The sequence below is a fragment of the Bacillus oleivorans genome (genome assembly GCF_900207585.1).
Lineage (GTDB): Bacteria > Bacillota > Bacilli > Bacillales > JC228 > Bacillus_BF > Bacillus_BF oleivorans.
The window spans coordinates 708,075-724,645 of sequence record NZ_OAOP01000001.1; the positions used below are offsets into that span (position 1 = coordinate 708,075).

The window sequence follows — 16,571 nt, forward strand, 5'->3', positions numbered from 1 at the left end:
CTTAGGTAGTTTCCTAAGGGATTTTTATTTTTCTTTATAAGCGGACATTAGTTCCGTTATTGCTATAAAAACAACTGTTTTATTGATGTTATAGGACATACGTTCCGTTATCTTACAAAAATCATGTAAAAATAACAGTCTTTTACCAAAATAGCGGAACCAGTGTCCGATAAAATCAGAAATCACCCTGTTTTTCGCAAATAGCGGAACCAGTGTCCGGAAAAACTAGCACCTATGATGAACTCGCTTCTTCTATACCGAGATAGAGCTAATTTAATACAGGTTTAAGAGTTATAAGTTCATATAAAAAACGACCTTAAGAAGGAGTAACAACTCCTTCTTAAGGTCTATTTTTTACACATTAGATTTCTTTCTTCTCCTCACCATTTGCATCAAGCTATTAAATCCTTCTCTATACAGGAAGTAAAGTCCCGCCACATAGAGCACGACACCTAATGGCACATAGATCATTAATTCGATCAAGGAGTAAAGCGGGGCAAGTAAGCCGGTTTGCTGCAGCAGATATAATGGTAAAACCATCACTAAAGTTGGCAAGGTTCCCCGGATAAGCAAGGCTGCGAGCTTCCTGCCTTCTCCTTTATCAAATTCACGGTACACAACAACTGTCGAAACGGTTAAAAAATATACCGAAACGAGTGAACTGGATAGTGCGAGAGCTGGATAGCCAAAACGATCGACGAGCAAGAAATTCAAAATAAGGTTCAATACGATCGTCGTCACACTAATCCGGAATACGACTGCTGTTTTTCCTTTCGCGTACATCGACTTCGACACGATGAATTGCAGACCTTGTGTCAAAATCATTGGCAGATAGAGCAGTAATGCAATGTAGGCACCTTGTGTGTCAGCGGCTGTATAAGCCCCACGCTGGTAAATAAACTCAAGCAGCGGATAACCAACGACTAATAACCCTCCTGTAATCGGTAAAAGCGTCAGCCATGTCAGGCGCATTCCATCATAAAAGGTTTGCTGAAACCCTTTTTGATCATCTGCTCTTTCAGAGAGCAGTGTGAAAATAATAGTTGCAATGGTAGTACCGTAAATAGCACTCGGAATACTGACGACAAGGGAGGCGTTATTCAAATAGGTAACGGCCCCTGTAATTGTTCCGGATGCAAAGATATTATTGACAAACATATTAACCTGTCCGACCACAGAATTTAACAGAGCCGGAATAATTAATACGATAAATGTCTTCTGGAATGTCTTGTCCAACTTCATCTGCGGCTTCCAGTAAAACTCTCGTTTCCGCAAATAAATAAACTGAATAATCACACCACAAACCGTACCGAATAAAAACCCATAAGCTAAACTGTAAATCCCCCATTGTTCAGAAAAGAGGATGGCAAATACTGCACTCATTAAGGTTGCAAGTAATTTAGAAATATGAGTTGGAACAAACGTACGCCGAGACTGTAAATAAGATTCCAAAATCCCGCTTAACGCAATCGCTGCCATCCCATAGAAAAAGAGGCGAGTCATATTGACCGCAACTTCTTCGGCACCAGGCGTCATGTTGGCATAAATGAAAGGAACAATGTCATCTGCCCAAATGCCTAAAGGAATGGAGAGAACAAGGAAAATCACAACCGTTATATTCATCAATGCATTGGCATTTCGTTCAGTCTCAACTGGTTTTTCCTTTTTTTCTTTCATATAAAGCGGGAGAAATACATTGTTAAACCCGACAGAAATCATGGCAACAACTAATGTTATAAAAGAAAAGGCAAGCTTGTAGCCATCGGTGTAGTCACTCGCACCAAATTGATGGGCTACAATTCCTTCCCGCAAAAAACCTGATAGCTTCAAAACAATTGCTAACAGGGTGATCCAAATGGCAGCCTTCTTCAGATTTGCCATTGATGTCACCTTCTTTAAAAATTAATGAAAAAAAGGGGGCCAGACCCCCAAAACGTTATACTGTTAAAGCTTTTTTATAAATCTCTTCATATTTTTTTGCTGCAGCGAGGTGAGAGTATTCATTCTCGATTTTCGTACGCGCTTTTTGGGCTAGCTCCTGACCAAGTTCTGGGTGATCGAGTAACTCAATAATGGCCTCTGCAAGCTGTTCAACATTTTTTTCTTCTACTAATAAACCGTCTTCTCTGTGGTTGACGATTTCTTTTAGTCCGCCAACGGCACAAGCAACAAGTGGCGAGCCTGAGCCCATTGCTTCCAGTGCTGAAATCGAAGTTGCTTCCTCAACACCGGCAGAGTGAACACTTGGCACTAACACAACATCTGAGAGGGCGTAGTACTCTTTTACCGTATCATGAGGAACGGCACCTAATAAGGTTACATTTTGTTCGAGTCCTTCTCTTGCTACGATATTTTGAATTTCACTCATTGCCTCACCGCTGCCTGCATAAATCAATTGAGTATCAGGGTGAGCCTTCAATACAGCCGGCAATGAAAGAGCTGGATATATAACCCCATTTTTCTTCGTTAAACGTCGAGGAACGAATAAAACTTTCTTATTTAAATCAATCCCGTACTTTTTCCGATATTCGTCTCGCTTAGCTTGATCCGGCTTAAATTGATGAATATCAATAAAGTTCCGGATGGCTGTAGCTTCAACGCCAGAAACCTCTTTAACATACTCTTTTAAACGCTGGTCCACTGTAATAATCGCACGTGTACCTTTATAAGAACGAACTTCGACTTCCTTCATATAGTTAGCTTCCGGGCTACCCTCATCCATCGACCCTTTACTCACCGATTCAAACGTCATATAGCCGTGCACAGTTGAAACCGTCGGAATCCCAGTTTCCAAAGCAGCTAATGTTGTAAAAGGATCCTGCGCGTTAATCAAATCATATTGCTTATCTTTATTTTTATTAATCAGCCCTTGGAGCAGGCGCTTCCTTACATTATGACTCCAGACAATGCCTTTACCTTTTTTCACTTTATTCAGGACAAAGGATGGCCCTTGCGCATAAAGCTTGCGAACAGGCGAAGGAATATCTGAAAACGATAGAACATCCACCTCATGGCCAAGCGACTCCAGCCCAGCCTTCAACGTCGTTACATGGGTGGAAAGACCACCAGCATGGGGATAATCATAAGCGGTCGCAATTAATATTTTCATGAGTAATTACCTCCTTGAGTACGGGATTTTTGTACACTCAACTTTCGCAGCGTGAATTCGTTTAGAATGACTGTGGGCTCCATTGAACTTTGCGTTAATGCATTTGCTTATGCGGACATACAATGCGTATTTTATAAAAAGCCGGTTTTTAGAAAATTATAGGACATACAATCCGTTATTCTAACAAAAATGCCTGTTTTAAAAAATTATAGGACATACGTTCCGTTATTTACCGTGAATCATGGAAATATTGCCTGATTTTGTCCAAATAGCGGAACCAGTGTCCGCTAATTTTGAAAAACTGCGATTTTGTCACAGATAACGGAACGTATGTCCGTTAGCAATCCACTGCCCGCAAAAAATGAGTAAACAACCTAATCGAACCAAATTCCGGTTATCCAGAACTCAATCCCGAGCAAACTTCTCCTTCAACAACTCTATATTCTTCAACGCTTCTTTCTTTAGTTCCTCAGCATTCGTCTTCACAATAGTAGCGTAGTGATTGTGGTTATCTAAGATCTTCATCGCATTTTCCACTAACACTTGCTCATCCACTTCCTCTAATACAGACGAAACTTCCCACATTCCGTTTCGCTTCAGCAGACTTTCAACCTTTTTATCATAGCTTAACCCGATATGGGGAACTCCCATCAGGGTAGAGAAAATCAAAGCGTGCAGGCGCATTCCAATTGTCATTTTACATTGCCCGATAAACTGTAAATATTGGTTTGGCGTGAAATCATTACCAAGCAATAAACACTTATCCGCATGCTTCATGTGAGCCATCACATCTTTACTTGCCTTTTCATCGTGGTGGCCTTCCATTGGAACAAAGACAGGGGTGAAACCCGTCTTTTCGATGAGCTGATCCAAAATCACAGCCATTTGCTCAAACTGCTTTGTCCGACCTAACCACGGACGTACAGAAACCGCAATCAGCCGCTCGTCACCCTTCAGCCCTAAAGACTCGACACAAGCCCTATCTTCCTTCGGCTGAAACGCAAACACAATATCAGACGTCACCACAGTCTGAGGCTTCTTAACCCCCAGCTTATGTAAAAGCTCCTTCGAGTACTCATCCCGTACCGTAATAAAATCAGCCAGATTGGCAAGCTTCATTAAAAACTTGCCCCACCCGGAATTAACCGGACCGACTCCTTGAGAGAAAAACATCACTTTTGTCCCGCAAAGCTTTGCCAGTAAGACAATTAATAAATAATAGGGAAGAGGTCCGAACAAAAACTTAGTCGGATACGTATCCTGTAGAAGTCCACCTCCACCACTAATCAATAAATCAGCACTCTTAAGCTCGCGAACTTTTTCTTTATTTTCCCGTCGCCATGCCCGGTAAACGGACTTAACATTATGTTCCTTTGCCGTCTTCTCAGGAGACAAAGAAAAAACGGTAATTTCTGGATTATCAAAATTTGTGCGTAAATTGTCAATAATTGCTTCTAAAATTGCTTCATCACCAGTGTTGCCAAGGCCATAAAAGCCAGAAATAACAAATTTCAAGGATGCTCCTCCTTTTGCAGTCTAAAAGGTTTACCCTTATTATTAGGAAGGGAATATATACACCATTAGGTTCTATGCCTTCTCACAGGGCAAGCCTATAAAATTCATGCTATATTTTATCATTCCCTTAAGTAAACAACAATGAAAACTAATGCAAGTCGAAAATTGGCATGATATACTATGTGAGAAATAATTTCATATCCAAATGTGGGAAAGGTGCAAAGGGTCAGAAAAGAAATAGATCCCTCGTATATGTATAGGAAATCATACGAGAATTTGACCTGTTACCCAAAACACCAAGAACCCCCACTTACTTCAAAAAAAGCGAGGTCTTTTTTTAATGAAAAAAATATGTGTCGTTGGATTAGGATACATTGGTCTTCCTACATCCGCCATCTTCGCCCAAGCAGGCTTTGAAGTGGTCGGCGTCGATGTAAACCAAAAGATCGTTGATTCTTTAAATAATGGAAAAATTCATATTGAAGAACCAGGTCTGCCTGAGGTTGTGGAACGAGTTGTAAAAGCGGGAAAGCTACGCGCTTCTCAAACACCTGAACCAGCAGACGTTTATATTGTGGCGGTTCCAACACCGATCCATCCAGATCAAACAGCGAATGTTGATTACGTAAGGGATGCAGTGCAAACCATCACTCCATTTATTCAAAAAGGAAATGTTCTCATTGTCGAATCTACGATTCCGCCAAGAACAATGGATGATTTAGTTGCACCTATCATCAAAGAATCCGGATTAGATCCATATAAAGACGTTGCGATTGCTCACTGTCCGGAACGTGTTCTCCCAGGACAAATCCTTAGAGAGCTTATTGAAAATACACGCATTGTCGGCGGTATTACGCCTGAAGCTGCGAAACAAGCGGCTGATGTCTATCGTGCTGTCGTGAAAGGCGATGTAATGGAAACAGAAGCGGTTACAGCCGAAATGTCTAAGCTGATGGAAAACACTTATCGTGACGTAAACATTGCCCTTGCAAACGAGCTTGTTAAAATTTCAGCGAAACTTGGAGTGGATGCTCACTCAGTGATTGCGCTTGCTAACCGCCACCCGCGTGTCAATATCCATCTCCCTGGACCAGGTGTCGGCGGCCACTGTTTAGCAGTTGACCCTTACTTTATCGTGGAAAAAGCACAAGAAGAATCACCATTGATTCAAACAGCAAGAAACATTAATAACTCAATGCCTCATTATGTTGAAACGCAAGTGGAACGATTAACGTCTGAATTAAAGAATCCAAAAATTGCCTTGTTTGGTTTGACGTATAAAGGAAATATAGATGATGTCCGGGAAAGTCCAGCACTCGATATTGCGGAATCTCTGCTCAAGCATCCAAAGCTCAATGTCGTGGCTCACGATCCGCACGTTCGTGAAGAACAAGTTTCCTTCCCATTACACAGCTTTGAGGATGCGATTAAAGACGCACACCTCATTGTCGTGTTAGCGGATCACAATGAGTTTAAGAACTTAGATGGGGCAGTCTTAAAGCAGCATATGAAGACTCCAGTTATCTTTGATACGAAAAACTGTGTGAACGAAATTGAAGGAGTAACGATTTACCGGTTAGGAAATCTGTCTCATCTAAAAGCGATTCAAGAGTAAGGGGAGAATAGCATGAAAAAGGAGACCTATTTTGGTGTAGAGGTTTCACCGCTATCGTATGAGGAGATTGTCGATACACTAAAATTAAGGATTCACTCTGGGGAACAATCAACCATTATTGCTGTCAATCCTGAAAAAGTTATGGCTGCACAAAACAATCCGCAGCTAAAAGAGCTGATTAATGGCTCTACCTTTCAGATTCCGGATGGAGTCGGAATCTTGCTGGCTTCAAAATTAAAAGGAGGCGACATCCAATCAAGAGTCACAGGTGTGGACATGATGGAGCGCCTTCTCTTAATGGCTGAGCAGGAAGGGTACAAAGTCTTTCTTTATGGGGCAAAAGAAGAGGTTGTAAGCAAGGCGGCTGCTAACATCCAAATTAAGCATCCGGCGATCCAGCTGGGCGGCTATGAAAATGGCTATGTCCAAGATCAAGAGGAACTTGTTGAGAGAATCAATGAATCTGGTGCAGATATTTTATTTGTTGCCTTAGGCAGTCCAAGACAAGAGCTCTGGATTCGTGAAAACATGCCGCGCCTAAATGTGAAAGTGTTCCAAGGGGTTGGCGGAAGCTTTGATGTTTATGCTGGCCATGTCCAAAGAGCACCAGAAGGATTCCGCAAACTCGGTCTGGAATGGCTTTACCGCCTTATGAAAGAACCAAAGCGATTCAAGCGCCAGCTGGCACTGCCAAAATTCCTGTTAAAAGTTCTGTTTACAAGAAAGGATCAGGCTAGATGAAAATCTTACACTTAATTAGCGGAGGAGAAACCGGCGGCTCGCGAAAGCATGTTGTCACACTCCTTGCGAAATTTCCAAGAGAACAAATTTGTCTAGCCGTGTTCCAGGAAGGAGCGCTTTCACAGGAAGCCAGAGAAGTTGGGATCCGTGTAGAGGTTTTTCAGCAAAAATCTCGCTATGATTTGTCGGTGTTAAACCAGCTTGCTTCGTTTATTAATAAAGAAGGTTTTGACATTCTTCATACCCATGGACCGCGTGCAAACTTTCTCACAACCTTTATGATTGGAAAAACCAACTGCCGCTGGGTCACCACGATTCACAGTGATCCGAAGCTGGATTTCATGAAAGGCGGGCTTAAGGGTAAGCTATTCACGAAGCTTAATCTTTGGTCCTATCAAAAAATTCAATACTTCTTCGCGGTAACAGAGAGATTTAAACAAAACCTCATGGAAATAGGAATTGAGGGAGAGAAGATTCAAACCGTCTACAATGGGATTGATTTTACACCTCCTCAGCCTGAAGATGTCTCACTCCGGGAGAACCTCGGATTATCGCAACAGGATTTTATTATGGCTTTTATTGCACGTTTACATCCCGTTAAAGGACATGATCTTGTGCTAAAAGCACTCCATAACCTAAAAAATCCTCGAGTTAAGCTGCTCCTAATCGGAGACGGCCCGATTAAACAAGAAATAGAAGAAAAAATCAATGAACTCAACCTTGAATCTCAAGTCACGATGCTCGGCTTTCGTAAAGATGTAGCTAATCTACTATCCATTTCTGATGTAGCATTGCTTGCCTCTGAAAGTGAAAGCTTTCCGCTTGTTTTACTGGAGGCTGCTAATCAAGAGGTTCCAATCATTACAACCGATGTTGGTGGTGTGAAGGAATTAGTGCTAGAGCCAGAAATGGGCTGGATTGTTCCTGTAGGAGATCAAGCTGGTTATGAAAATGCAATAAAACGTGCGTATGATTCCTGGGAAAATGGAATGCTACAAGAAAAGGGAAAATCCCTTCGTAAGCATGCCGAAGCAAATTTCTCGCTAGATAACTTAGTTCATCTAACAACCGAAACCTACAGTAGACTACTGAAATAATAGATAGTACAAATTTGTTTAGGGATCAGAATGGAAAAATTATTCATTGCCCTACATAAAAATTTTTATTAATGTATTACCGTACTGTGAAACTAAAAAGGGGAACCTACAGATTATGATCGAAACTAAAAACAGCCTAACGTATTACGTCGTTATAGCCATGCTTTGCCTGGTTCCAATTGTATATTGGAAAGAATATCTGGGACCAATCCCGATAAGTATCGAAATTATTCTCATTCCACTGCTCGTACTGGCAGCCTTATACGATTATTGGAAGAAAAATATAGAACTCAATTCTTTTCCGGTCATGCCAATTCTAATTGCGTTCATTTCCTTCTTTATCGCATCCCTGCTTTCGTTAATCAAAGCAGAATACATGGCCCCTGCGATTATGGAAATTTTGCGATTCCTATCATATGTTTTCCTATTTACCATTTTGGTAAAAATAAAATTCTCAAAAGAACAATACTTTACCTTTGCAAAAGTATTCGGAGCGACAGCCCTATTAATTGGGATTTTCGGGATCATACAATATGTATTTGATATTTCCTTAAACAAAGCAGGATTATATGCACTGGAGGAAGCAAAAGGTCGGGTCGATGGAACATTAGAAAATCCTAACTACTTTTCTTCATTCCTTAACTACGTGATTCCAACACTTGTTTTATTGAGTGTGGTGTACTTCCAACAGAAAAAATGGCAGTTCTTCTATTTTGGGTTCTTTGCCATTTACGTGATAAACCTAATCTTTACGTATACCCGTGCAGCATGGGTAACGATGTTCTGTGCCTTCTTCCTAACGATTCTCTTCATGCCAAAGAGATTCCTGAAAGGTTTCTTCAAGCCGCACATGCTGATCGCATTTGTTGTATTAATTGTATCGGTATACTTTATGCCAGATGTTCAGTCAAGAACAAATTCTGCGATTTACGCGGTGCAACAGCTCATTTTTCCTAAATGGCATATGGCATTACCAGGAGACGGGGGAGATGGAGAAGAAGATCCTGATGTTGTGGAAGAGGATCCAGATGATGAAACAACTGAAAGAGCCGTAGTATCCCGTGTCACACTCTGGAAAACCGGCTGGTTTATGTTTAGAGACAATCCATTACTTGGAGTCGGAATCGGGAACTACTATGACCGCTACAGCGACTTTACCGAAAAATATCCGGAACTCGATATCGGCCACGAAACCTATTCAGTCCATAACTCTTATCTGAAGGTAATGGCTGAAGGCGGAACAATCGGAATTCTGACCTTTATGTCGATTTACGTGATTTTCTTCCTTTATATCCTGCGCTTATTCTTTAAGCAGCCGGATCTAAAAGGTAAAGTGATCGCAGCCGGACTATTTGTCGGAAGTACAACGTTTATGGTGCAAAACCTTTCAAACAACCTCATGTTTATCCCAAGGTTAAATGTGATCTTCTGGTTAGTCGGAGCACTTGCTTTAGCTTTCCTTTATCTAAATCAAAAACAATTTAAAGATGCATAAAAGAGACACCACTTTTCCATAAGCGAAAGGTGGTGTTTTTTTTTTTGCTAAAAAATTCTCTGTAACATAAAATTTTTTTTGGGAGTTAGGTGAAACTTTTTCGTAAACTATACGTCATATATAAGGAAAAAATTTTCTATAATGGCATAGAAAAGTGCATTTTTGGGATAAAAATTCATACAATTTTCCCATGTATGCAGAAAATTCCATGGTTCCACTTGAGAAATTTGTAAAAAACAGTTGAAAAATCCTAGCGCTTTGGTAGAATAGATTACGAGTTTAATAATTCTATTTCTACCAATCTCACGTAAATTCATCCAAGACTTAGAAATTTTTACATATCTTAGAGGAATTCTTTTGAGGCAACCCGCATAGGTTGTAGCTTGTGGGAATAGGATTGAGAAACTCAAAACCGTTATAAACTGATCAAAAATCAGTTTAATAAAAAAGTTATACAAAACAGGGGAGGAAACAAAAAACATGGCTTATCAACCTAAGTCTTATCGCAAGTTCATCGCTACTGCGGCTACAGCTACTTTAGTTGCATCTGCAGTCGCACCAGCAGCCGCTGCTACACAATTCACTGATGTAAGTGAAAAATATGCAGAAGCTGTACAGTATTTAGTAGACAATAAAATTACAGTAGGTATGTCTCCTACTAAGTTTGGTGTTGCTGAAAACATCATTCGTGCTGACGCAGCTGTATGGTTAGCAGCAGCTCTTGGTCTTGACACAACAAATGCTCCAGATGCTGGTTTCACTGATGTACCTGCACGTGCTGAAGGTGCTGCAAACGCACTTAAAGCTGCTGGAATCACTAGTGGTAAAACTGCTACTACTTTCGGTGCTAACGACACTCTAACTCGTGGTGAAATGGCTATCTGGCTTCAAAAAGCTTACGATCTAACTGGTGAAGCTGAACTAAAATTCACAGACGTAGCTAGCCAATACCAATCAGCTGTTAAAGCCCTAGTAGCTAACGAAATTACTTCAGGTAAAACACCTACTAGCTTTGGAACTGACCAAGAAATTACACGTGGAGATTTAGCAATCTTCTTGTACAAAGTAGAACTTCTTACAGCTGATCCAAAAGTTGTAAGTGTAAGTGCGATTAACGCTAAACAAGTTGAAGTTAAATTCAACAAAACAGTAGATAAAGCAACTGCTGAAGATGAAGCAAATTACAAAGTAAATGACACAGTTCTTTCTACTTTCGATGCAGGTGCAACTGCAGCACTTCAATCAGATAAAAAATCTGTAGTAATTACATTTACAAACTCTCAAAATAAAACATCTTTTGATTTAACAGTATCAAATGTTAAAACCGAAGATAAAGCACAAACTGTACCTAGTTTCAAAGGCGTTGTGACTGTTAACGATGCAACTGCTCCAACTGTAGCTAAAGTAGAATATACTTCTGCAGGTAAAGTAGTAGTTACTTTCTCAGAACCAATGAATACTGGTGTAACTCCAATTGTACGTGTAAATGGCACTCCAGTTGCTGCTAACTTTGTCGCTGGTTCACAAACACAAGTTGAAGCAACAGTTACAGTTGCTAAAGGTGCAACTGCTACAATTTATGTTGCAGGCGCTAAAGACTCTGTAAACAATGAAATGGCTATTTACAACGGATCATTTGTAGCTCCTAACGATTCAGAAGGTCCTGCAATTGCATCTGTTACTCAACTTGGTCATAACAAATTAAAAGTTGTTTTAACAGAAGCTCTTGGAACTACTGCTGGATACGAATTAGCAAACAATGAATTCAAGTTCTTACTTGGTTCTACTGTTTACAGTAGCACAGCAGCAGTAAAAGACACTAATGATACTTCAGGTAAAACATATGAAGTAACATTTACAGAAGCAGATATTTATGGAGCAACAAATCCAGTAAATTCTCAAACTGTAACATTGATTTTAGATAAAGATGCCATTAAAGATGTTTACGGAAATGGAAATGCAGCATTTAATCAATCATTCACTTTCAATGCTGATAAAACTGGTCCATCTCTAGTGTCTGGCAAACTATCTGACGATAAACAAACATTTGAATTAACATTTAACGAAGAATTCCTTGGAACTGATCCAGATGTAGATGAATCAAAAATCATCATTACTGATGCTAATGGTGTGAGATTTGGTGCACTTGCTGCAACAACTGTTGTAAAAGCTGGATTAGGAAATGAAAAAGTTCTTGTTGTTGACTTCGTTTCTGGTACAGGTACAATTCCTAACGGAACTTATACAGTTCAATTACAAGCTGGAGCAGTAAAAGATGCTAAAGCTAACCTTTCTTCTGCTGGTTCTGTAACAATTGTTGTTGGAAGTGGTAATGACTCATCTAAACCAACTGCTACATTAGACATTGAAAATGTTACAGATGCTCCGCAAAGTGGAGTTAATAAATTTGTAATTGACTTCTCTGAAGAAGTAACAGCTAGTGCATTAAACCTTGGAAACTATCTATTAGATGGTAGAGCTCTTCCAAGTGGTACAGTTGCATACTTCAATACTACAGATAAAAACAGTGTAACAATTGAGTTACCAGCTAATTCTGTAAACATTGGAAGCACTGCTACTGGAACTGATGCTTTATTATCAGTAAGCAACGTAGCTGATAAAGCAGGCAATGTATTAAATCCAACTAACTTAACAGTTAAAATTGGGGATAATACTCCGGCTAATCTAGTATCTGCACAAAAACTAGGAAACACATTAGTGTTAACATTTGACGAAGCATTACATGCTGATGCAGCAGATGCAGCTATTGCTGAAGTATTAGCTAACTACACAATTAAATCAGGTTCTTCAACAGTTGTAGCAGGAACTGGTGCAGCTACTGCAGCACTTGTTGCAGGCGACAGCAAGAAAGTACAAATTACTTTCTCAAATACAACAGGTACTAACTACGACCCAGCTCAAACTATCACTGTAACAACTAAGTCTGGTGGCGACTTGAAAGATTCTAACGGTCTTGCAGTTAAAGCTGACGTAACTGTTACAGCTAACTAATAAGTAATATAAAAGGTAAAATTACCTAATTCTAACTTAAAAGCTCCGTAGAGATTTTTCTCGACGGAGTTTTTATTTTATTCCGTCATTAGTGTTTTAGTTGAATAGTATCTCTATCACGTGAAAACAGAAGAGTGTCCGAGAAATCCATCCTTCGAGATCTGGCCCTGGTAGTGTAGATGTTAGTGTTTCTATAGGGGAAAGTTGAGGTTTCTTTGGAGAAACGTGAAGTTATAGGGAAAAAAGATAACACCAACTTTAACACAAGGATGGCAACACATTTCTAATATCCCCGCTCACAATGAGGTCCGTGTAGACAGATACATTAGTAAATATTAACATGTTAAATTAAATTCATTAGTCTGCTAGAATAGAAAATATACCCCATAGAATAAAAAGGAATACTTTTTAAATTTGATTGAATGAGTCAGTTTAGGGGTTCAAAATAAGAGGAGGAAAAGTGTTGAACCTATCAAAAAAAATCAGAAATTTACTAACGATTTTTGCGACAGTACTACTTGTATTTACAACTTTAAAATCAGCCGAAGCATCATTCACAGATGTCAACAAAAATTACACAGAAGCAGTTGACTACCTCATCAGCCAAAACGCAACGAGCGGAATTAGCGAGACTCAATTTGGAACGGATCTTACAATTAAACGAATTGATGCTGCTGTAATGATTGCAAAAGTGGTGGGTCTTACAATAGGTCAAGCACCAAACGCTGGTTTTACAGATGTTCCCCAAGAGAGACAAGCATATGTAAATGCTCTTGTTGAAGCAGGGATTTTTCACGGGAAGACATCAACTCGATTTGGTACATACGATACAATGACACGTGAAGAGATGGCTAAGGTCATAGCAAGCGCATATGATTTAGTTGCTAGTGAGGGTGCAGTACTTCCATTTACAGATGTAAGTGATCGGTTTTATCCATATGTGGCTGCCCTTTATGAAAATGGTGTGGCTTCAGGGAAAGATGCAGATACTTTTGGTACGGGGAATGTGACTCGTGGTGAATTTGCTTTGTTTATTTATCGGGCAGCTAATGGAACTGAACCTGAGGTAATAGGTGTATATTAAAATATAAATCTGAATAAACCGTAAAAGTCTCGATGAGGTGAACTCATTGGGGCTTTTTATTTTGACAACTTTTTACAGTTTCAAGTTAATCTTTTCTCCGGTAAAATGTAAAGGAGTTGATTCGACACCATTTCGACAGATTTCATTGTCATGAGTTTCATGGTGTAGTATGATTATTTAGTTAAAGATTGTTAGAGTAACGATGGAGGAGATACCTCGTGATTTTTAACTCATTTGAGTTTATTTTTCTTTTTCTTCCGATTGTATTTATCGTTTATTTTCTATTCAATAAAATAAATTTTACCATCTCAAAGGTATGGCTGTTATTTGCGTCTTTGTTTTTCTATGGGTATTGGAATCCAAGTTATTTACCGCTCATTTTGGTTTCCCTAGTCGTTAACTTTATCATTGGAAGTCTTTTGTCTAAAAGGCATGTACATTCATTTAGAAAAACCATCCTTACTATTGGGATTATATTTAACGTTTGCTTACTTGGATACTATAAGTATTACGATTTCTTTGTAGAAAATGTAAATACTTTCTTTGGAACGAACTTACCGATTTTAAACTTACTTTTACCACTAGCTATTAGCTTTTATACGTTCCAACAAATTGCGTACTTAGTCGATTCCTATCGCAGGGAGACGGAAGACTATAACTTTTTAAATTACGGGATCTTTGTTACCTTTTTCCCTCAATTAATAGCCGGACCTATTGTCCATCATAGTGATGTTATGCCTCAATTTGCGGACCGTAAAAATCGTAAAATCAACTATGAGAATATTTCATTGGGGCTATTTATCTTTGCTATCGGTCTCTTTAAAAAAGTTGTATTAGCAGATACGTTTGCGATTTGGGCAAACAAAGGGTACGCCATGACTGAGTCTCTTACCTTTTTAGACTCTTGGGCAACTGCACTCGCTTATACTTTCCAACTTTATTTTGATTTTAGCGGTTATTCTGATATGGCGATTGGACTAGCCCTGTTATTTAACATTAAGCTGCCAATCAACTTTAATTCTCCTTACAAAGCGCTTGATATTCAGGACTTTTGGAGACGCTGGCATATTACGTTATCAGGTTTTTTAACAAAGTATATTTATATTCCCCTAGGTGGGAACCGAAAAGGATCAACAAGGACTTATATTAATATCTTTCTTATCTTCTTTATTAGCGGAATATGGCATGGAGCCGGATGGACGTTTATCCTTTGGGGAACGTTGCATGGTCTTGCTAGTATCATTGCAAGACTGTGGAAGAAAGCTGGTTTTAAATTAAATAAATGGATAGCCTGGTTTATTACATTCCAATTTGTGAATGCTACCTGGGTGTTTTTTAGGGCACCATCTATCAGTGAGGCTTTAAATGTACTGAAGGCCATGATCGGGTTGAATGGAGTTTATCTTCCGAAAGAAATCAAGGTCTATCTGCCAAACATTAGTTCCGAAAACTTCTATCAATTTCCGCTTGAACAGAGCCTTGTCTTTATCTTTAGCAGTCTGTTAATCGGAATGATCCTTGCCTTCTTAATGAGAAATTCGATTGAACTGACAAAGAATATGAAGCCAAATTGGTTCAATGCCATTTTTACTTCAGCCTTATTGCTCTATTGTTTTACACAGCTTTTAAATGTCAGCGAGTTTCTATACTTTAATTTCTAAGGTGGTATCTAAATGTCTTATAAGCGATTTACGATGACTGTTATGGGGATCGTAATTGTTTTGACGCTCATCTTTACTTCATTTATTTACTATATCGATCCGATGTGGACGTTTGGCCATGCGAATGAGTTCAACGATCGTCAGACCGTTATTAATGAAAGAGAGCAAAAGACAAGCGAAATTTACTTTCAGCCATTTGAGTATGATACCCTTTTGATCGGCAGCAGTCGCAGTACGTATATAAATCCTCATGACTTTGTCGGCATGGATGTTTATAATTATTCCGTTTCCAATATGTCGATCCGTGAATACTGGAGTTTTGTCGAGTTTGCTAAAGCTCAGCATGGGGAAGAGTTTGAAAACATCATGATTGGAGTGGATTTTTTTAAATCCAGTACGCAGGAGAGTTCTGCTCCGCACTCCCTGGACAACTATGTCGAGAAGGTGACAAAACCTCTTTATCGCTGGAAATATTTATTGTCCTATGATGTTTTTAAATATGCACTTCATAACTTCAAAATGTCTAAAGATAACGTAGTAATAGAAGAAAGAATCTATAACCGAGATAATGTGGCCATGGCAATGGAAATAGATAAAGAAACTGCAGAGGTTGATACGATAAAGAAAATCGACCGGTTTCGTTCTACATTTTATGGAGATAACTATGTCTACTATCCGCAGTATAAAGAAATTATCAGTAAGGTAAAGGACAGTAACCCGAACTCAAATCTTATTGTTTTTACAACCCCGATTTCTACAGCACTTTTTCAAGCGTTAGTGGAAGAGGGACAGCTTGATGATTATGAACGCTGGTTAACAGATCTTGTCGACGTTTACGGTGGAGTTTATAATTTCATGTACCCAAATTCGGTGACCAATGATCAATCAAATTATTTTGATGGGCATCATTTTTATCCGGAAATAGGAACCCTTATTGCTCACCGGCTCAGTGGGGCTGACGAAGATGTTCCAGAAGATTTCGGAGTTTATGTAACAAGGGAAAATCTAGAGGAACATTTAGGATTTGTAAGAGGGTTAGTTGCGGAATTTTAAAATAGGAGATTTACCAAATCGGATTTGGTAAATCTCTCTTTTTTTTTTAATCCAGTTTTTATAAAATGCCTCCATCAATTGGTAATTAATTGGCATCAACATCCAGTATATTTCCACTATCTTCATTTGCTAGAATTATTTTTAGGAGAAGTAATAAAGCGTTTAATTATCATTCTTATACATAACTAA

The 16,571-nt window shown here is 39.2% G+C and carries 11 protein-coding genes; 8 read left to right on the forward strand and 3 right to left on the reverse strand.

Features of this window, described 5'->3' with window-relative positions; all coding sequences use genetic code 11:
• Window positions 1-354 precede the first annotated feature (354 nt).
• From murJ to csaB, 3 genes are all read right to left on the reverse strand, one after another.
• Entirely contained in the window at window positions 355-1,881 is a 1,527-nt protein-coding gene (gene murJ / locus CRO56_RS03275; RefSeq protein WP_097157143.1) for a murein biosynthesis integral membrane protein MurJ, read from the reverse strand.
• Window positions 1,882-1,936: 55 nt separating this feature from the next.
• Window positions 1,937-3,109: a glycosyltransferase family 4 protein gene (locus CRO56_RS03280; protein ID WP_097157144.1), complete on the reverse strand. Its 1,173-nt coding sequence runs from the start codon at window positions 3,107-3,109 to the stop codon at window positions 1,937-1,939.
• 405 nt (window positions 3,110-3,514) lie between these two features.
• Window positions 3,515-4,624: a polysaccharide pyruvyl transferase CsaB gene (gene csaB / locus CRO56_RS03285; RefSeq protein WP_097157145.1), complete on the reverse strand. Its 1,110-nt coding sequence runs from the start codon at window positions 4,622-4,624 to the stop codon at window positions 3,515-3,517.
• Window positions 4,625-4,964: 340 nt separating this feature from the next.
• Between csaB and CRO56_RS03290 the strand changes: the two genes are divergently transcribed.
• From CRO56_RS03290 to CRO56_RS03330, 8 genes are all read left to right on the forward strand, one after another.
• On the forward strand, window positions 4,965-6,239 hold the full coding sequence (locus CRO56_RS03290) for a nucleotide sugar dehydrogenase (protein ID WP_097157146.1): 1,275 nt from the start codon (window positions 4,965-4,967) through the stop codon (window positions 6,237-6,239).
• A 12-nt stretch (window positions 6,240-6,251) separates the two neighbouring features.
• Window positions 6,252-6,980 carry a WecB/TagA/CpsF family glycosyltransferase gene (locus CRO56_RS03295; RefSeq protein ID WP_097157147.1) on the forward strand — a complete coding sequence of 243 codons (729 nt, stop codon included), beginning with the start codon at window positions 6,252-6,254 and terminating at the stop codon, window positions 6,978-6,980.
• Entirely contained in the window at window positions 6,977-8,077 is a 1,101-nt protein-coding gene (locus CRO56_RS03300) for a glycosyltransferase (protein ID WP_097157148.1), read from the forward strand. The genes CRO56_RS03295 and CRO56_RS03300 overlap by 4 nt, the downstream gene beginning before the upstream one ends.
• Before the next feature lie 115 nt (window positions 8,078-8,192).
• Window positions 8,193-9,572, forward strand: coding sequence for an O-antigen ligase family protein (locus tag CRO56_RS03305; RefSeq protein ID WP_097157149.1), 1,380 nt, complete (start codon window positions 8,193-8,195; stop codon window positions 9,570-9,572).
• 480 nt (window positions 9,573-10,052) lie between these two features.
• Window positions 10,053-12,584, forward strand: a complete 2,532-nt coding sequence (locus CRO56_RS03315) for an S-layer homology domain-containing protein (RefSeq protein ID WP_097157151.1) — start codon at window positions 10,053-10,055, stop codon at window positions 12,582-12,584.
• 463 nt (window positions 12,585-13,047) lie between these two features.
• Window positions 13,048-13,668, forward strand: a complete 621-nt coding sequence (locus tag CRO56_RS03320) for an S-layer homology domain-containing protein (protein WP_142305182.1) — start codon at window positions 13,048-13,050, stop codon at window positions 13,666-13,668.
• Between the two features lie 218 nt (window positions 13,669-13,886).
• Window positions 13,887-15,329, forward strand: coding sequence for an MBOAT family O-acyltransferase (locus tag CRO56_RS03325; protein WP_097157153.1), 1,443 nt, complete (start codon window positions 13,887-13,889; stop codon window positions 15,327-15,329).
• A 12-nt stretch (window positions 15,330-15,341) separates the two neighbouring features.
• The gene (locus CRO56_RS03330; protein WP_097157154.1) at window positions 15,342-16,382 is read left to right on the forward strand and encodes a hypothetical protein; all 1,041 of its coding nucleotides are present in this window, start codon (window positions 15,342-15,344) and stop codon (window positions 16,380-16,382) included.
• Window positions 16,383-16,571 lie beyond the last annotated feature (189 nt).